The organism is Paenibacillus sp. KACC 21273 (assembly GCF_028736095.1).
Classification (GTDB): Bacteria; Bacillota; Bacilli; order Paenibacillales; family Paenibacillaceae; genus Saccharibacillus; species Saccharibacillus kyungheensis.
This window is the reverse complement of the sequence record NZ_CP117876.1, coordinates 4783828-4803529: the sequence shown is the minus strand read 5'-3', so window position 1 is coordinate 4803529 and position 19702 is coordinate 4783828. Positions and strand designations below refer to the sequence as shown.

Here is a 19702-nt window from a genome sequence, read left to right as displayed (position 1 = left end):
TATCTAACAAAGGCTATCCGTTTTTATTTAGAACGAGCCTGTTTGTTATGGTGAACACGTCTCATAATCAATCCAAACAATAACAATGCTGATCCAGCTAACCAGAAAGGCATATTGCTAGACTCGCCTGTTTGTGGCAAACGATCCACATCAGGTGTATTTGTTGGAGTAGACGGATTCGATGGTACAGTTCCTTTAGGAATTGGATCATCATTTACCGGAATATCTTTGTCCGGCGTTACCGGTACATTCCCTTGAGGGATCGGATCATCATTGATCGGAACCTCTGGGTCTGATGGTGAATCCGGTGTTGGATTGTTGCTTACCGGAGTCGATGGTTCATTTCCTGGTTGTGATGGTTGTGTCGGTGTATCTGGTGTAGGCTCTCCAGAACCTTGTGGAATCGGATCATCATTTACTGGAACATTAGCAAATGGGTCATCCGGTGTAGGCTCTACACGTCCACCTGGCACGTCATCATCGTCATTATTAGATGGTTGCCCAGGATTCGTTGGCGTTGTACCATCTGGTGTTGTAGGCGTTGTCGGTGTAGTAGGAGGCGTCTCCGGTGTTCCGCCACCTCCGCCGCCCGGTGGTGTTACCACTGGTGGCTGTGTTACTGGTGGAATCACGACCGGTTGTTTCTCATTCGTGATCGTCAGTGACAACATATTGCCTTTTTTCAAAGTACTAGAATCAATAGTTACATCATGTACTGTAGGATCAAGTACATATCCAGCAGGTGCTTTGATTTCTTGTAATGTATATTTACCATAAAGCAGGTTCGTGTACATTACTTGTCCTTGTGCATCTGTTGTTAACTCGATTGCTGGTTTGCTTTGAGCTACATCTTGTAATTTGAACGTAGCATCTTCTAGCGGTAAGCTCTTATCGTCTTTATCGACTTTTTGTACTGCTAATTTGCCGACTACGCCTGAACCTGTACCTGAACCAGAAGAAGTACGTACTTCAATTTCTTGTTCTGTCGCAACCGTTCCTTTTGTAATACCGTTACCGGAAAAGGCTACGCTGTTGCTGACTGCTTCTCTATCCGCTGCTGTAATCATACTTGAGTATTCAAGAATAAAAGCAGAACGGATCGGTTTGATGAACGTTAATTCAAAACGAGGTGCTTCGCCTGCAAAGAATGCTAATTTGTAGTCGGTTCCTTTTACCATTTCAGTTCCTTTAGACAATCCACCATTGCTAGCTACATTCGCTGCAAACAAATGGAAAGAACTGCTGGATAACACTTGATTCGGTGTAGGAGTATCTACAATCTTGGCATTTTCTACATAAGATTGACCGCGGTTAATGTAAACCGTCCAATTGATTTTGTCTCCATCTTGTGTACCTGTTTTGGAGACATATTCGCCACCTTTAGGAATCTCTACAACAGCTGCCCACGGATAATAATCATTACCGCTACGAAGTACAGCTTCATTATGAATATTGGAATCAATCACTTGATTCTCAAGCGTTGTTTTGAATGTAATCCAGTAAGGTGTGTTGATTGTGTCATTAAAAGCAATTTTTAGTTGATTCGTATTCTGTGCTGTAGGAGCAGTGAATGTATATGCTGAAGAATCTACAGTCGATCCTTTAGAAGTACCATTCCACCAGCCTAACAAATTCAGATTATTCACTTCTAGCGATCCAGGTACATACGTTTGACCGGATTCAAGTGTATCTGTAATCACAGCATTAGGTAGTTCTTTTTTGTTGTAGTTTGCTTTGATTGTCCAAGTGATCTCTTTCGTTGTTGCGTTATAAACGCCTTCTTTAGAGCCATTGTTGACAGTCATATTATCTGGCCAGAAACGTGCTTCTGTTGTTTGAGAACGAGGTGTACCGTTTTCTGTCCAAGTTAATTTAGCACCATTGTAGAACTCAGGTTTTGTTTTATCTATTTTCCAATCGTTATTGAACGTTGTCCCATATTGGATCGTTAACTGTTCCTTAACGTCTTGAGCAAATTTGATATCAAAACCAGACTTGGCATTGCTTGTGGTTACGGTATACGCAGATTTTGGAAGTTTAGCACCATCAGCTGTACGAACAACCAGTGTAGATGGTAAAAATTCTAAGCCACCGTTTGTAAAATAATCGTTGATCGCTACATCAGACATTGTATATCCATCACGATTGACGACTAATTTCCATGTTGCAATTTTACTAATATAATTTGCATCTGATAATGTTTTAACAAAAATCGTACTTTGCAAGTTTTGACCTGCTTGTACGCCTGTTCCATCTGAAGTTACTTTGTTGATTACTTTCTCATCCGTATAGACACGTCCAGTCGCTTGTGTCTGATAAGTGATCGTGTAACCAGAAGTAATATCAGAATTAAATTGAAGATCAAAACCATTGGTTCCTTTGTCGTTCGTTACAGGAGTTAACGTATAGTCTGTACCTTCGACCATTGTAGTACCTGTAGTTACATTAACGACTTTAAATGTATTCTGAAGGAACTGTTGTGTGCCATTAAAGCGATCTTTAAGCAATGCTTTAGCTTTTGTAATCGGCTGTTCATTCATATTGTAATTGATAGACCATGAGATCGTACGAGTCTTATCGTCATAACCAACTACATTTTTAGACAAAAATTCACCGCGTTTTACACTAACTGTTGCGCTAGCTTTTACTGATTCAACACTGCTTGTCAAAGTAGCTGTATTCGTGTAGCTAGTCTGTGTTCCTTTGTCTACTGCTGTAGAGTATGTCACACGATAAGCAGAACGAATATCTTGAGCAAATGTAATTTTGAAATCCGCTGGATTGGTTGTTAATTGATAACCAGACGTGATTTCTTGACCGACTTTTGTACTACCGTCTACATTGACATCTAAGTTATAGACATGAATAGAATTAGGATCAAGTGTAAGACCTGTAGGAATCGGGTCAGTTAATACACCATTTTGAATATGCTTGAGGTTCGTGTTCACATCAACTGTCCAGTTGACTTGTTGATTTTTTTGAACGTCGCCTTTTTTACTGATTGCCGCACCTTTTTCAGGTTTGATCACTATAACGATCACTTTATCAGAACCATTGATCGGGAACGGAATCTCTATTTCTGTACTACCTTTTAGAATCTCTTTGCTAAATTCTGTATTGATCTGAAGCATACCGCCAATTTGAGAATGTTCTTCAACGAATTTGTTAAATGTCATAGTAACATGACCTTTACTGGTTACATTGAAGCTACCTACAGAATCTCCATCAAAACTTAACGGTACATTATTGATATCGTTGTACAATTTGAAAGCAGCAGGAATATCAAATTCATACGTAGAACCTGCTTTGTACGATCCGTCATCCGGTAAAGCCCATTGATAGATCAGACTTACAGGTGCGCCTGCTTCGATCTGATAATCAGGGTTTTTGACCATATCAATCACGTTATTGTTAGCATCAACAATAGTGACATTCGTTAAGATACTCTGTGAGTTAGCTACTGGAGCAGGCTCCGGTGTAGTAGGGGTTGTAGGGTCAGTGGGTGGAGTTGTACTTGGATCTCCTGTCGATCCACTATTACCAGATCCACTTCCATCCGTCGGGGCGTATGTATCCGACTGTACAGTAGATTGATCATTGGTACTTGTAGTATCTGTTGAACCCGAATTAGCGACTTGTGAGGAATCTGTAGATTCCGTACTTGATGACGATGACGTATCGGCAGCATAGATTGTACTGGTGGCACCGACAAGAAGGTGTACCATAAGTATCAGTGACAGTACAAATGCACTTATTTGTTTTGCTTTTTTCATCTAATATCCCCTTGCAATCTAATGATGAATAACGTGCGAGTCTGACGACACAATAGTTGACTTACTGTAAGTTTTAAAATTAAGCTATTTGTGTGAGTTGCTCCTTTCATTTTTGTAAATACCTGCTTTGACAGTATACATGCTGTTTCTGAACAATTTCTCAACAACTTTTAGCAATTGGGCAGGAACTTTCGGACAAGTCATCAACGCAAAGCAATGAATTGAAGCAAAGCCAAATACTAGAAATTAAAACTGACTCATTATTTATATCATACAAGCCGACAATAACGCATGAATAAATGATATCTATTCTTAAAATAAGTCGCTAGTACTATAATAAGTCACTGATAGTTTATAAACCAGGAATAAAGTTTTGTAACACCTTGTCGAAAATGAAAAAAAAGCAGGAAACTCTAACACACATCATTTAGAGTTTTCTGCTTTTTTATATTGGTTTTCAAATTAGTTTTATTTTTATTTATTAGCTGTACTATCCATCTGGGCTTTGTAAGCATCTAATTGACGTTGTAGTTCAGCCATCACTTTATCGTAGCCCGCCAATTTGAGCTTATCGCGGTACTCTTGTACAGCTTGCGTAGGGTCGCCAGCTTTACCGTAAGAAATTGCAGGGCCCATTTCACCTGTAACTTGAGAGATCGCTGTTAATTCAGACTCAATCGCTGTTTTGTCGAATACGAATTGTCCGTATGGATACGGTTTTTTAATTTTGTCGTATTCTTTATACATCGTATCGATTTTGTCCCATGTGGTATCACTAGGAATCTCGAATTTGTCCATACGTCCTGCCCAGAAGTCAGAGTAGAACGAATCATTCGTCTCGTTGTAGTTGGCAGGAAGAACACGTTTGCCGTCTTTGATATCGTATTGAACGCCTTCCATACCGTAGTTAATCAACTGATAAATTTCTTTGTTATTGCGAATCAGATCGTAAGCCATCAATGCACGTTCAGGATTTTTGCTATGTGCACCTAGAGATACACCACCATGCGTGATCGGCATTTCCAGTAAGTTATTACTTGTACGGGAGAAAGGATACATCATCAATTCAGAACCCGGTTGATCTTTATCCATTTGCACGCGGAGTCCAGAGAATGTCTGTGTATGATGACTGTCCATCCCGTTCTGACCTGCACGTAGTGCGTTACGTGCATCATTTTTGTTATTCAGTACATCTTCACGCCAGTATCCTTTATCAGCCCAATCTTTCATCATTTTAGCAAAGTCGAGGAACGTATCTTCAAATACAGGGCTAACGACTTTATAGCGATCATCATACGATTCGGTATTGAAAATAGGCATATATCCTGTAGAAATCGGTAACTCTAAATGCGGCGTATACGATTGTACCCAGCCACCAAAGTTACTTGTACTTGCTTGTACATCATAAGGAATCACATCTGGTTTGTTGTCTTTGATCCATTGCAGGTATTTGCCAATCGTATTCCAATCTTTGATCGGTTCTGTAATTCCTGCTTGCTTCGCCCAGTCCCCACGATAGAAGAATCCATGATTGATCCATTGTGTGTAATCGTTTTCAGGAATCAGAACGATTTTGCCATTATATTTACTTTGTGCCCAGTCTTCTTGAGGAATCTCTTTCCATGTCTGAGGAGCATATTTAGGAAGAAGATCATCTAATGGTAAAAAAGCACCCCGTTGTGCATTCGACCATGTATCTAACCAGTCCGTTCCGATCGTGACAAGATCGACAGGTTCACCGGATGCAAGTAACAGATTATATTTGGTCTGCCAATCTGCCCATTCGACCCATTTCCATTGCAGTTCTGCATTGATCTTTTCTTTCATAATCGCATTGACTTTTTCCATGACTTTTTCAAATTGCCCGTTCTTCGGCTTATCGCCAAGTACGACGAAGCTGATCGTTACAAATTGAGAGGTATCACCGCCTGCACTACTGCTTTCTTTTTTTCCACCACACGCTGCGAGACTAATGACCATAACAGCAATCAATACTGAAATCGTTAATTTACGAAATCTGGACATCTGCTAACCTCCTTAGAATAAAAGCGTATCTTGCTTGTGCGATATCAAGGGTAGAATACGCTCAGCCTTTGACTGCACCAACGGTAATCCCTTTGATAAAATAACGTTGCACAAATGGGTAAAACAAAATCACAGGCCCTGTAGCTACCACAGCCGTTGCCATTTTCATCGTTTCCAGTGGAACATCGCTCATCGCTACGTTAGAAGAAGCCGCAGAGTTACGAATAAAGTCAGCACTGGTCACTACGTTATACAGGAATAATTGCAGCGGACGATAATCCATATCCGGCGAAAGGAATAACATCGCGTTGTACCATTCATTCCAGTAACCCAGTGCAATAAACAGTCCAATCGTCGCTAGTGCCGGAGTAGTCATCGGCAAGATCAGACGTAAAAAGATTGTAAAGTCGCCAGCGCCATCAATCTTGGCAGACTCTGTAATCGCATGGGGAATCGAACGGACAAAACTTTTCATCATAATGATTAGAAATGGTGTTAATAATCCAGGCAAGAGTACAGCAAGATAGCTGTCTTTGAGATCTAAGTATTGGGTGATTAGTAGATAAAATGGAACCAATCCACCGGAGAATAACGTCGTAAAATAGATAAAAAATGAAATCTTATTACGATATGTGAAATCCGGTCGCTGTAGCGCATAACCGGTCATTGCTACGATAAATAAACCAACTACAGTACCAACAATCGTGATCCCCATTGTGACCAAATAAGAGCCGATAATCAGCTTGGGATTTTCAAAAACGATCTGGTAAGCAAATGTACTAAATTCATGAGGCCATATATTAAAGCCGAACTTCTTCACCGCTTCTTCACTGGTAAATGAGGTTCCCAAAATGAGTAAAAATGGAAGTAGGCACGAGATGGCAAATAAGCCGATAAAAATATAACCAAACCAACTCATAATAATCTCGGTGTAGTCAGTACGAATACGTGCAGGTCTTGGCGTATTACCGCCGATTAGATTAGGTTCATTACGAATATCCATAGATGTTCACCTCCTAGAATAGTGAATTTTCAGGCGATACTTTTTTGACAATCCAGTTCGCAGTTATTACCACCACAAATCCAAATACCGATTGATACAGACTAACTGCACTACCCATAGAGAAGTTGAAGTTAGTCATTAACGAACGGAAAACATACGTTTCGATAATATCTGTACTTGCATACAGTGCAGTATTGTTCGCACCAACCAGGTTGAAGAATAGTCCGAAGTTTCCTTTCAAAATGCCGCCTAGTGAGAACAGCAAAAGAATAATAAAGGTAGGTTTGAGCCATGGAAGTACAATATAGATAATCCGTTGAAATGCATTCGCTCCGTCAATCTCTGAAGCTTCTACAATCTCACTATCAAGCCCCATAATAGCGGCAAAATAAACGATAGAGCCATATCCAGTCGTCTGCCATAAGTAAGTGATCACAATAATAAAAGGCCATAGATGAGGTTCAGAGTATGCTTTGACAGGATCAAGATGAAGAGACCGCAAAATTCCATTTAATAGTCCATAGTCATAGCTCAAAATATTGTAAGCTAGCAACCCGATCAGAACCGCCGAGATAAAATAAGGTAAAAACATCAGCGTTTGCGATATCTTTTTGAACCATTTTTTGCGAATTTCATTAAGTAAAATAGCTACGGTGATCTGGGCAATATTACCAAGTACAATAAACGCTATATTGTATGCCACTGTGTTAAAAGTAAGTCGCCATAAATCGCCAGTAATAATCAGAAACTTAAAGTTGTCCCATCCGACAAATGGACTGCTGAATATTCCATCGGTGTAATTATATTTGACAAAAGCCAGATATAATCCAGGCATCGGCAAGTAAGCAAAAATACAAAAGAATACAATAGCTGGCAAGCACATCAGCAGGAGCACACGGCTATTGCGGAATTGCTTACGTTTGGAATTTTTGACACGTACAGCAGGGATCGATTTGGCTGTATCCAAGTGATATTCCTCCTTTGTGCTTTAAACGGTTTCTTTTTTGTAGCGCTTACATTTTGCTAAGTGTGTTGTTGTTCTTTTTATTGTAAGGGGTTCTTTGCGTTTTCTATTGCACAATAATGCTATTAACCATCACCATTATGCTACGATTTGGATTTTAGAAAAGGGTAAATCGAAAAAATGAAAAGGGTTACAAAAAGAGGTTGTATGATCAATTTCGACATGATATGATAGCAGGCTTAATATTGTAAATGATTGATAGTTTGGAACCCTGTGTATTTGGGGTAAAGGATAACGAAAGCATCTAATGCAAGATGCATACAGAATCGTTATTCTATTGTTCTCAAAGAGAGGGGCATCATTCCAATGACATCATTTAAGTATACGACACTTACTGTACTAGGCAGTCTATTGATTGCAGGAGCAGTAACCGGATGTTCCAACCCGGATGCAACACCTGCTGCACAAGACCAGACCGAAAATAAAGGTCCAAATACAGGTCAGACCGATAGCAGCACTACTGACCAAAAAAATGCAAGCGAACAATCTGATCTAGCGGATCTAAGACAGTATTCGTCTGATCCAAACAAATCAGATATGAACGCTGACTTTAACGTAGTAGGTACATTTGTCAGTCAAAATGAAGATAATTTGACGATCAAAGTAAGCGGTAATGAAGTTGTAATTCCGAAGAAAAGTTCATTTGAAAAAGGCGATTCGTTGCCAGACAATATGGATGGCAAAGATATCAGTGTGAAAATTGATAATCAAAGTCAATCCGCTGTTAGTGCAGAATTAGCTACAGCAGCTAACGATGCAGACAACACTACTAAAGATCCAATCGGAACGTATGTAAGTGAAGATACGAAGACCGTTATGATCAAAAAAGGTGAAAAAGAAGTATCTTATAACAAAGCGGCTGATTTCCAGGAAAATGTAGAAGCTGGTGCAGCGGATATGACAGGTAAAACCGTTCAATTGGAACTGGATGCAGATGGTAATGTTAAGCGCGTTAGCTTGCAATATCAAGATACAAGTTCAGGTTAATTCATTTATTCATTGGACTGCTCTTGATTGCATCTATGTAGAAGATAAACGCTAATTAAAAAGCACCTCTTATCGGTGAAAACCTTCCCTAAGTCACTGGGAATGTTTTCGGATAAGAGGTGCTTTTGTTATACATATGGATCGTGATGATCTAACAGCTTTGCGAAAGGTTTCATCACTCGATTGAATTAAACATGAGATGTCAGAAGAAGAGTTATACGGACACTTTATACTTTCATACGATGAAGGAAAATATGCTGAAATTAAACGTATGGCTGTTGTTCTTAGAACAATTTTGCATAACATTAACAAAAGCACATCGCTATTTAAATATATAAATTTAATTGGAAAAGTAAATTTTTACGATACATGTAATGATTATGATTCGGGAAATCTTATGCCATAGCAATGTTGTTTGGTGACTCGTATTACTATGGATGAAAGCTAGAGTAGTAGTATTGCTCATACCTTGTACCAGATGATACAGTAAAGATAATGAGGTGACAAATTGGAAAAGATTCAGTCTACATTTGATGATATTTTCTATAATTCATTTTTCGCAGTTGCAACATTAGCCTGCTTTTCTCTTCTTGATTCAAACCAATCTAAGTAATGACGATTTGTTTATAAGAGTTCATTTGAAACGTAGCGGATCTTACTCTTGTTAGCTATCGATATGACACAATGCACTGCATTTAATTTTGTTAAAGGGGTTTTATTCTTGCATCGATTAGTAGTTCATTACTTATTGGTCACTCTTTGTTCTTCTGTAGTAAGTGTCGCGATTTTAATGTCCATGAATAGAAATCCAGATGTTCCCTTTAATCTTCAGGAGACAATCATATACACCCTCATAATAGCAGCCGTTAACTACTGCTTTATATTAATTGGTGGTGGCGTCATCTCCACAATAATCAGATTCTTCACTGAAAAATCATGGATCATCTTAATAAGTTTTGTTGTTATCGCGGTTGCGCTGTATCTATTTAATTCCATATTTCCTTCGTTTTATGTCTTAATTGCCTCACTAATTGTTTTGGTTTTCGGCATTTTTGACGCACTCTTGTCGAGAAGTAGAAATTTGCTCAATTAATTAAAAAAGAAACAACGCTATTATGTACAACAAAAAAACGATCGCGGGAACGATGAACTTTTCTGAAGCGTGAAAATTCTAGGTCATACGCTTCTTTACTCTATCACAAAGATGAAGGAGGAACTCGTTGATTTTTTGGGAGTATCTGCTTTATTGAAGAGGAAGGCAATCAATTCACACAATCTGTCTCCTGTAATGACTGTGTTGCAGAAATTCATGTGTAATCAATGAATTTATAGATAATTTAATATAGTCTTATTAAAAATTAAAATATAGTTTAAGTTTTTTCATTGAAGTATAACTATATCTTTTATACCTTGAAAAAAGCCCTAGGTTCGCCAGAATAAAGGCAAATCTAGGGCTTTTGTTATTTTCACCATTCAATAAAGTAATAAAACTTCAATTGAAAAAGAGACTACTAAATCTTTCGGAAAAATTAATAATTTTATATGCACATTTAATTCTACCATTTTTTGCTGATTTACTCTTGTTTTCGAAAGTTTTAATCTTAAAAATCCATGTAACTAATAATTGAACTTCACTGAAAGTAAGATGCCCTTACTGGATGGCTTTGAGAAGTACATAACCAATAATCCGGGCTTTGAGAAGCTAGCACTTACATTTAGCCTGTTAGATCTACGCCTAACTTTATGTGAGAGTGCCAATCTTATTTGTATACTTTAACGCGTTCTTCAACCGGTTGGAATGTTTTCTCGCCAGCAGGAGCCGCAGGTTTACCGAAAGGCATTTGTGCAACTAATTGCCATTGTGCTGGAATATTCCAAGTAGATTTGACTTCTTCATCAATTACTGGATTGTAATGTTGTAGTGTAGCGCCTAGACCTTCTGCTTCAAGAGCTGTCCAGATCACCAATTGCAACATACCGTTAGCATGATGTCCCCAAAGTGGGAAGTTGTCTTTGTATGCTTCAAATTGATTTTGAAGATTAGTGATAATATCTGTATCTTCGAAGAACAATACTGTACCATAGCCGTTTTTGAACATGCTCATTTTGTCAGCAGTTCCTTGGAATGCTTCTTCGTTATTTACAATACCACGCAATGTTTCTGTTGTGATATCCCATAATTTATCATGTTGCTCGCCTAGCAATACAACTACGCGTGCGCTTTGTGAGTTAAAAGAAGATGGAGTGTATTTTACTGCTTCTTCAACGATTTCTTGAATTCGGTTATCTGCGATTGGAGATTCTTTGCTGATTACATAGATAGAACGTCTGTTTTCAAGTGCTTGGAAAAAGTCTAAAGCCATAATGTGGTTCCTCCTTGGAATATCTAAATGTTTGTTACTTACTTTTATAATGATACTACATATTTGTTATAAATCAAGAGAAAAAAGAAAATAATCTTAATATTAAGATAAATAGGGATAACTTTTCGAAAAAAGTTATCCACATGTGGATACAATTATTTATTCTGTGAATGTTCGCTGTAATAACATTTGTTTTGTGTACAACCATACACAATCGTATTACCAAAGTCTTCATAATATACTTTTTCTTCAAAAGAAGAAGGTTGTGTAGATTCGATTTTTTGTAATAAGTCTTTAGCGACAGGATAAATTGTACGATCTGTTGAATCGCCACCAATAGCAGGACCACTTGGCCCTTCATATGCGGTAAGTATCCATTGATGTCCATTGTCATCTTGAGCTTGAATAATATAATCGTAGGCTTGTTCAGCATTTTGTGATTGCAAAATAGGTACACCAAACAAAGTAATTAAAGCTCCTCGAAATTGAGCAGTGCCTGTGCCATCTGGTAAAGAAGTAGACAGCATATGAGAAGTACCGATTAATAAATCGGTGTTTTTTAACTTTTTGTATGTATAGAGAGAAGTGAAATTTTTATTTTTGAGATAAAAAGGTGCTTCTTCTTCGTGAGATACTTTTTGGGGTTCAGTGTAACCGAACGTTGAGTCATTGTCACTGTATGAATAAGATACAGATGATTGTTTATTAAGATGCTGTGCATACAATCCTGCACTTACACCTGCTACAATCACAAGAAGAGCTATTAGAAATTTCATCAGATGAATATTCGTCCTTTCATATACATTATGGATACAACGCATAAAAAAGTAGCTACTTGATCAGATCAAAGTAGCTACTTTTTAATCTTTTACAACATCGAACATAAATGCTATAGAATTATAGCGCTTTGACCAATATTTCAGCAAATTGTTCTAAAAATGCTTGGTCTTGTGCATCAAAGCGTTCTTTAAGCGGGCTATCGATATCAAGTACACCAATCAAAGTATCGCCTTTTACTAAAGGCACCACGATTTCACTATTGGAAGCGGCATCGCAAGCAATATGTCCAGGGAATTCATGAACATCTGCTATACGCAATGTACGACGTTCGGAAGCAGATGTACCACATACGCCTTTACCTAAAGGGATGCGGATACAAGCAGGCAATCCTTGAAAAGGCCCTAATACTAATTCAGTACCATCATATAAATAAAAGCCTGCCCAGTTGGTATCATTTAAGCATTGTTTTAACAATGCAGAAGCATTTGCCAAGTTAGCTACACGATCTGGCTCATCCGCAATAAGACTTTGCAATTGACTCAAAGCGGTCTGATATTGTTCTTCACGTGTACCGCTATACGCTATATTTTCAAACATAAGTTTCACCTTTTTTCCGATAGATTACAACCATAAAGCCTATAGAACAGTATACAACTGGTGTATTTATTTGCAAATAGTAAAGTCGAAATTGTGCCTAATGACAACAATTAGGTAAATGATAAATAAATAACCCAGAAATTGTTTCCGCTTCTAGGGCGACGGGTAATTACAGCGTGAATCTATTAACCGGAAGGAGAGGAATTTATGCACGCTGAAGTACAGAATTTGTTTATTCGTATTCATCTACTTCACCATTCCAATGAAGAAAAATTAACAGTCAATGATATGCAACCGTTTCTGGAAGATCGGGGTTATCGTGTAGGCGAACGTGAGATTAAGCAAGAACTAGAATATCTGGTGCAGGAAAATATGCTGACCTCCAGTAGCGATGAATATATAATTACAGGTACAGGGATTCAAGAGTTAAAAGCGATTCGTAAACGGTTATCGTTATTGTGCGGAGAAGTCGTTCCGGGTTCTTCCAAGCAAAGCAGTAGCCGCAAATCGTATAAAGAACCTTCTGTAGTCATGTAATACAATTCGATAAAATGATGATATTGAGAAGAGCGCTGATCTTCGCTATATAAGCGAATACCAGCGCTCTTTTTAGTATGTGGAGAAAAAAGAAATTGACTTCTTTTTATTGTTAACCTAAATTATATAAAGTGGTTAACAATTGATGGAGGTAAGACAATGACAACAAAAGAAATGGTATATGCGGCTTTATTTGCTGCACTAATTAGCGTATTAGCATTGGTTCCACCGATTCCTTTAGGATTTATTCCGGTGCCAATTACTGTACAGACTCTTGGAGTGATGATTGCTGGAGCATTTCTAGGTAAAAAGATTAGCGGTATTAGTTTAATCCTATTTCTTGTATTGGTTGCTATCGGACTACCTGTATTACCGGGCGGTCGTGCAGGATTATCTGTATTAGTAGGGCCTACGGGTGGCTATCTATTAAGCTGGCCGATTGCGGCTTTTTGTATCGGCTATGCAACAGAAAAGGTATGGGGAAGTTTAAAAGTATGGAAAATGATTGTGATTCATATCGTTTTTGGCGTGTTGTTAATCAATGTAATTGGTGCTCCTTTTATGGCGTTCATAACGAATACTTCTGTATGGGCAGGGCTTGTAGGAGGTGTAGCCTTTTTACCAGGAGATTGTATCAAAGCTGTAATTGCCGCTATCATTGTATGGCAATTAAAAGCAATTAGTCCTATCGAAGCAAGGGCGAATCGTTAAGGAAGTGAAATTATGCTCAGATTGAATCATGTTCATTTTTATTATAAAAAAGGTCGACCTGTTCTCGACGATATAAGTTTGACTATTCAGCAAGGTGAATTTGTAGCAATCGTGGGGGCTAATGGCTGTGGCAAGTCGACTATTGCCAAGTTAATCGATGGCTTGGTTGTACCAAAACAGGGAACTGTACATTGGAATGAATGGGATACGTCCAAGCCAGATGAACTAGCAGAGATCAGGCAACAGATCGGCTATATTTTTCAAAATCCAGAAGATCAATTTATCACCACAACTGTGATGGATGAAGTGTTATTTGGCTTAGAAAATATAGCGTTACCACGCGCTGAGATGCAACCTCGTGTACAAGAAGCATTACAAGCGGTACAGATGGAATCTTATATCGATGCACAACCTCATCAATTATCTGGAGGGCAAAAGCAACGGGTAGCGATCGCCGCGATATTAGCGATGCGTCCACAGATGATTATTTTCGATGAAGCAACGTCAATGCTTGATCCGCAGGGGAGAGAGCAGATACTTGCGATTATGCATCAGCTCCATCAACAAGGAATTACGATTATTCATATTACACATCATATGGATGAAGTACTGACAGCACAGCGAGTATTGCTGATCGATCAAGGTCGATTGGTATTTGATGGAGCACCTGTTTCTTTTTTTGACGAGATACCTGTAAATGATTATCAATTACAGCTTCCATTTGCTGTCCAGGTTCACCGTCAATTACAACTCACAACTCCTGTGGCAACAGATTGGAAAGAGGCGATTCGTAGACAATGGTCTATCAACTCCAACACGTAAGTGTACGTTATCAGGAACAGGATGCGCTACGAGATATTCATTGTACGATTGAAGCGGGCAAATGGATTTCAGTGATTGGACAGACAGGCGCAGGAAAGTCCACACTGGTGCAAGTATTGAAAGGATTAATTCCTGTTATTCAAGGAGAATATCTGATAGATTATCAATCGGTATCAAGAGATGCCAGAGGACGATTACAAGTCCGACCAGAGATTGGTTATGTGTTTCAATATCCGGAGCATCAATTATTTGAGACTACTGTAGCTAGGGAATTAGCTTTTGCACCAAGACAGCAAGGATGGTCGACTTCGCATATTCAGCAAAAGATCGCAGAGATTTTGCCTCAAGTCGGTCTGTCTGAAGATGTTCTGGAGCTAGCTCCTTTTCAATTAAGTGGCGGTCAAAAAAGACGTGTAGCGCTTGCTTCGATTTTGATGATGGATCCGCAAGTGCTGATTGTCGATGAACCTACCGCAGGTCTTGATCCGATAGGTCGAGCAACGTTGCTACAGTATTTGCACCAATGGCAACAGCAAAATAATCGTACACTTATTCTGGTATCGCATCATATGGACGATGTGGCTCAATATTCAGATGAGATTATATTGATGCATCAAGGTGTATTGATAGGTCAGTATGATCCGGTTACTTTGTTGATTGAGCAGTCGCATCTATTAGAACAACATGGACTGATATTGCCAGAATCGATTCAGCTACTTCAGTTGATCGAACAATGTTATGGACAGAAGATTGAGGTAGATAGTTGTCGGGAAGAAGATATTTTCGCCCGCATCTTACCGATCTGGCATCGAAAGGAACAGAGTTATGACTAATCAGGTGCTTATCGGTCAATATATAGAGACGCATTCGGTATTTCATCGCTTAGATCCACGAATCAAATTAATCAGTTTGTTGATACTGATGCTGAGTTTTATCAGTCTGCATACAGGGATTAGCTATCTGATTGCTAGTGTATTTGTTATCGGATTAGTATATTTAACTCGTATTCCGGTTGTGGTGTTTTGGCGTGGATTGAAGCCGTTATGGATCATTTTATTATTTACGTTTGCATATCATCTGTTATTCACACAAGGGCATATCATCTGGTCATGGGGATGGCTTGAGATTACGACAGAAGGGTTACAGAATGGAGGACGGTTTGTATGGCGAATAGTCTTACTGATCTTACTTGCGGCTATATTGACGCTGACTACCCAACCTTTGACGCTGGCATATGGTCTGCAGAAATTAATGTCGCCACTGTCTAAGCTAAACGTACCTGTTGAGCAATTTTCGCTTATGATTGTGATTGCTATTCGATTTATCCCGACTATTCTAGAAGAATTGGAACGTATTTTGCTAGCTCAAAAAGCAAGAGGATACGATATAACAACACTGCGATTCCCACAACGCATACTAGCGTATATTCCTATTCTAGTTCCGCTTCTATTTACTATTGTTCAACGTGCTGAACATCTAAGCGATGCAATCGATGCACGTGCTTATGGAAATGGCAAAGGAAGAACATCGTATCGACAACTTCACTTGCAATCTATTGATTATATAGTGATCGGTATCGCCATCGTATTTGCGGTAAGTCTGTTATTATTAAATATAATGAATAGATAGACGCATACTGTAAAGGATGATTATCATGAACTGGAAAACAAGAATCACAGAGTTATTGCAAATCGAATATCCGATTATCGAAGGAGGACTTGCGTATCTAGGTTATTCTGATCTAGCTGCTGCGGTCTGCAATGCAGGAGGACTAGGACAGATCACAGCGATGAGCCTGCCAGATGCCGAAGCGTTACGCGAAGATATTCGTCGTCTGCGCACCTTAACAGATAAGCCGTTTGGTGTAAATTTTGCGATAGGACAATATGGATTCGGCTATGAAGATCGAGTGCAGGTCGCTATTGATGAACAAGTACCGGTAGTGACCATTACAGGGGGTAACCCGGCACCGGTGCTTGAGATGTTACGACCAACAGACATCAAAACATTAGTGCTAGTCTCTTCACCTAGACAAGCTCAAAAAGCCGAGCAACTGGGCGCTGACGCTGTCATTGTCGTGGGACAAGAAGGAGGCGGACATCTAGGTATTGATGATGTCGGCACTATGGTACTGGTGCCTCAGGTGGTTGATGCTGTGAAGATTCCGGTAGTTGCTTCAGGAGGAATCGGAGACGGACGTGGCTGGATGGCAGCTCATGCGCTGGGTGCAGAAGGTATTGAAATGGGCACACGCTTTATCGCTACAGTCGAATGTATCCATGCCTCACCTTCATACAAAAAAGCACTGGTCGATAGCGCCGCATCCGATACCGTTATTATCAAACGCTCTATCAAAGCACCAGCCAGAGTATTACGCACTGACTATACCAATCAAATTCTACAGGTTGAACAAGTCACACCAACCTACGAAGCGTTAAAATCCTATATCAGCGGAGAAGCCAACAAACGCTGGATCTACGACGACCAACCTGAACAAGGATTCGCCTGGGCAGGACAAGTCATCGGCCTAATCAAAGACATCCCCACCGTCTCTGAACTCATCCAACGAATGACCCAAGAAGCCCAAGACATCCGCCAAAAGTGGTCAACATAATCATTTGAAATATGATGATATATGCATCTCTAATTGTATAGAAAACTAACATAATCTTTAAAGGCATTATATTTAAATCTTTTTACAGTACCCACCGCCCCAAAGGTCTATGTTTTTCTTGAAATGCCACTACCCACGATGTGAAGCGGAGGGGAATTATCGTTCTGAAAGAGCGAAGCGCTCGCCTTTGTAAGCTAATCCCTACCGCAAAGCGGTTATTCAAGGGATCAGCTTACAACAGCGACGACAAGAACGATAATTCTCCATAGCGCCACCCCACCCTCCCCCATTTCCAAAAACAAAACCCAAAAAAGGATCATTTCGCATTCTCTCCTAAAACAAGATGGAGAAAATAGGGAATGATCCTTTTTGCAATTCGTACGCTCACGTACAAGCTACTTATTTACGCATAGCAGGAGACAAACGTTCTGCTTCCATACCTAATTTTTTAAGTAAGAAAATCATTTGTTCTTTCTCTTGGAAATTCAGACCGCTTAGCGCATAGTTCAGACGTTCTTCGTATTTTGGATAAATATCATCCATTACAGCGCGTCCTACATCAGTCAATTCAGCATAGATCACGCGACGATCGGTAGGGCAAGGATGACGACGCAACAAGCCGCTGTGTTCTAACTTGTCGATCACATAAGTAACATTACCACTTTGTAGTAATAATTTAGCACCAATTTGTTGGATCGGTTGGGCGCTTTTAAAATAAAGAACTTCCATTACAGCAAAAGCAGTAGAGTTGAAGCCTTCAATTTTGCTTCCTGCTACAGCATGTTCACTCAAACTTTTAAAAGCTTTAGCAAAAACGCGGTAAAGATGCATCGATTGTTCAGTATCATTCATGGACATATTAATCATGATAAATTCACCCTTTCTAGGCATTTTAATGTGGAATATATTCATCAAATGAATTAATGGATTGGATATAAATCTATTTTACGTGTAATTTTTTTGAAAAAACATGCGATTTGTCACAATGGTAGACTTTTTAAATATTAAATTTAAATATTAAATTCCAATCAAACGAGCAATGATGGTATAAATTGTGGATAACGATTTTTGAAACATTGATTTTACGTAAAAAGTGATTTTTTTATGAATTGTTTGCTGTGTGTTAACTGTGTATAAGTGGATAAATACTGTTGATAACTATGTGTATAAATAAAGAAAAAGGTTATTTACGGACAATATATGCAAAATCAGAATAGAATATATAGCAAAAGTGCTCTAAATCAGTAGTTTTCCACAATCTATCCCCTATTTTATCTGCATAATTATATTTTTCGATGTATAGTGTGGAATTATTTTACTGAAATCTATCCTCAATCTGTTCACAACCTGTTGATAACTTGTGTGTAAAACCTTAATATCTGGTACTAATTTGTGTATAAGCTGTTTATAATCAAAAAAATGAATTTACACAAAAAGAGATCAATTATCTACTGATTTTGACTCTTATTGATTACAGTATAAAGATCAGTTATAACGCAGACATCAATTTTGATCAGATGTAATTCATCATACCGAATAAAACAATAGAGGAATGATAATAAATGGGAAATCATACAGCTACGCCGAGAAAACAACCTTTCGAATCTTCGTTAACAGAGATTTTGTCTAGTTTTTGGGATCATAATGGTCGTGTGATGATGACAGTGCATCGAGGAAATTGGAAGCAAGCGCCTGAAAATTCATTAGCAGCGATTCAATATTCAATCGTAGCTGGAGCAGATATGATAGAGATCGATGTTCAACAGACATCAGACGGTGTCTTAATTTTGATGCATGATGAGACTGTAGATCGAATGACCAATGGAACAGGTGCTATTCGTGAAATGACTTTTCGACAGTTACGCGAATTACGCTTACGTCGGTATCAAGGTGGAACTAATCAACCTTTAACCAATTACAGTATTCCTACATTAGAAGAAATTTTAATTTTGACCAAAAATAAAGTCATGATTAATTTGGATAAATGTTGGGATTATCGTGAACAAGTATATGAAGTGTTACAACGTACAGGTACTGTATCGCAAGCATTATTCAAAAGCACAGCTAGTCCAGAAGAAGTATACGCATTTCTAAACAATAAAATAGAACAGCCATTGTATATGCAGATTCTTGATGATTCTAACCCTGAGATGGTCAATGAGATTGATTATATTTGTGCTATGGTACATCCGCAAGCGTTTGAGATTTGTTTTGAATATGAAGAGTATGAGCGTATCTCTATAGAAGTACTAGAACGAATCAAGCAAAATGGTTGCCGAATCTGGACGAATACGATGTGGGATTCGATCTGTGGCGGGCATTCCGATATTATTTCGAGAGTAGACGTATCTGAAGGATGGGGTTGGCATATTGGTCGCGGTGTTAATATGATTCAGACGGATGATCCCGAAGGATTGTATGCTTATCTGAATGAATAGATAGCTATCGTAATATCGAAAAGAAGCT

Annotated in this window: 17 protein-coding genes; 9 read left to right on the top strand and 8 right to left on the bottom strand. The window is 38.8% G+C overall.

Features of this window, described 5'->3' with window-relative positions; genetic code table 11:
• Nucleotides 1–23 precede the first annotated feature (23 nt).
• The 4 genes from PQ460_RS21060 to PQ460_RS21045 all read right to left on the bottom strand — a co-directional run bounded on the left by PQ460_RS21060 (nt 24) and on the right by PQ460_RS21045 (nt 7684).
• Nucleotides 24–3773 (bottom strand): collagen binding domain-containing protein, encoded by a 3750-nt coding sequence (locus PQ460_RS21060; protein ID WP_274171063.1) that lies wholly within the window; start codon nt 3771–3773, stop codon nt 24–26.
• A 474-nt stretch (nt 3774–4247) separates the two neighbouring features.
• A complete protein-coding gene (locus tag PQ460_RS21055; RefSeq protein WP_273614746.1) occupies nt 4248–5798 on the bottom strand; it encodes a DUF3502 domain-containing protein in 1551 nt (516 codons plus the stop codon).
• A 61-nt stretch (nt 5799–5859) separates the two neighbouring features.
• Entirely contained in the window at nt 5860–6717 is an 858-nt protein-coding gene (locus tag PQ460_RS21050) for a carbohydrate ABC transporter permease (protein WP_379282256.1), read from the bottom strand.
• Nucleotides 6718–6814: 97 nt separating this feature from the next.
• The gene (locus tag PQ460_RS21045) at nt 6815–7684 is read right to left on the bottom strand and encodes an ABC transporter permease (RefSeq protein ID WP_373462061.1); all 870 of its coding nucleotides are present in this window, start codon (nt 7682–7684) and stop codon (nt 6815–6817) included.
• Nucleotides 7685–8131: 447 nt separating this feature from the next.
• Between PQ460_RS21045 and PQ460_RS21040 the strand changes: the two genes are divergently transcribed.
• Together PQ460_RS21040 and PQ460_RS21035 are read left to right on the top strand one after the other, a co-directional pair.
• Nucleotides 8132–8812, top strand: a complete 681-nt coding sequence (locus tag PQ460_RS21040; RefSeq protein ID WP_273614749.1) for a hypothetical protein — start codon at nt 8132–8134, stop codon at nt 8810–8812.
• Between the two features lie 199 nt (nt 8813–9011).
• Nucleotides 9012–9218, top strand: coding sequence for a hypothetical protein (locus tag PQ460_RS21035; RefSeq protein WP_274171061.1), 207 nt, complete (start codon nt 9012–9014; stop codon nt 9216–9218).
• Between the two features lie 1354 nt (nt 9219–10572).
• Here PQ460_RS21035 and PQ460_RS21030 read toward each other — a convergent pair.
• The 3 genes from PQ460_RS21030 to PQ460_RS21020 form a co-directional block, all read right to left on the bottom strand.
• Nucleotides 10573–11175 (bottom strand): nitroreductase family protein, encoded by a 603-nt coding sequence (locus PQ460_RS21030; RefSeq protein ID WP_273614750.1) that lies wholly within the window; start codon nt 11173–11175, stop codon nt 10573–10575.
• A gap of 155 nt (nt 11176–11330) precedes the next feature.
• On the bottom strand, nt 11331–11951 hold the full coding sequence (locus PQ460_RS21025) for a hypothetical protein (RefSeq protein WP_274171060.1): 621 nt from the start codon (nt 11949–11951) through the stop codon (nt 11331–11333).
• Nucleotides 11952–12072: 121 nt separating this feature from the next.
• A complete protein-coding gene (locus PQ460_RS21020) occupies nt 12073–12552 on the bottom strand; it encodes a GAF domain-containing protein (RefSeq protein WP_274171059.1) in 480 nt (159 codons plus the stop codon).
• Between the two features lie 207 nt (nt 12553–12759).
• Between PQ460_RS21020 and PQ460_RS21015 the strand changes: the two genes are divergently transcribed.
• The 6 genes from PQ460_RS21015 to PQ460_RS20990 all read left to right on the top strand — a co-directional run bounded on the left by PQ460_RS21015 (nt 12760) and on the right by PQ460_RS20990 (nt 17236).
• A complete protein-coding gene (locus tag PQ460_RS21015; RefSeq protein ID WP_273614753.1) occupies nt 12760–13089 on the top strand; it encodes a hypothetical protein in 330 nt (109 codons plus the stop codon).
• A gap of 159 nt (nt 13090–13248) precedes the next feature.
• Entirely contained in the window at nt 13249–13800 is a 552-nt protein-coding gene (locus tag PQ460_RS21010; protein WP_273614757.1) for a biotin transporter BioY, read from the top strand.
• A gap of 12 nt (nt 13801–13812) precedes the next feature.
• Complete coding sequence (locus tag PQ460_RS21005; RefSeq protein WP_274171058.1) at nt 13813–14622, top strand: energy-coupling factor transporter ATPase; 810 nt, start codon at nt 13813–13815, stop codon at nt 14620–14622.
• Nucleotides 14598–15455 (top strand): ATP-binding cassette domain-containing protein, encoded by an 858-nt coding sequence (locus tag PQ460_RS21000; protein ID WP_274171057.1) that lies wholly within the window; start codon nt 14598–14600, stop codon nt 15453–15455. The genes PQ460_RS21005 and PQ460_RS21000 overlap by 25 nt, the downstream gene beginning before the upstream one ends.
• A complete protein-coding gene (locus PQ460_RS20995; RefSeq protein WP_273614760.1) occupies nt 15448–16251 on the top strand; it encodes an energy-coupling factor transporter transmembrane component T family protein in 804 nt (267 codons plus the stop codon). Before PQ460_RS21000 ends, PQ460_RS20995 begins: the two co-directional genes overlap by 8 nt.
• 25 nt (nt 16252–16276) lie before the next feature.
• Entirely contained in the window at nt 16277–17236 is a 960-nt protein-coding gene (locus PQ460_RS20990; protein ID WP_274171056.1) for an NAD(P)H-dependent flavin oxidoreductase, read from the top strand.
• Between the two features lie 399 nt (nt 17237–17635).
• Here PQ460_RS20990 and PQ460_RS20985 read toward each other — a convergent pair whose 3' ends face one another.
• Nucleotides 17636–18103 carry a MarR family winged helix-turn-helix transcriptional regulator gene (locus tag PQ460_RS20985; protein ID WP_273614762.1) on the bottom strand — a complete coding sequence of 156 codons (468 nt, stop codon included), beginning with the start codon at nt 18101–18103 and terminating at the stop codon, nt 17636–17638.
• 695 nt (nt 18104–18798) lie between these two features.
• Here PQ460_RS20985 and PQ460_RS20980 point away from each other — a divergent pair.
• Nucleotides 18799–19674 (top strand): glycerophosphodiester phosphodiesterase family protein, encoded by an 876-nt coding sequence (locus PQ460_RS20980; protein ID WP_274171055.1) that lies wholly within the window; start codon nt 18799–18801, stop codon nt 19672–19674.
• Nucleotides 19675–19702: the final 28 nt, after the last annotated feature.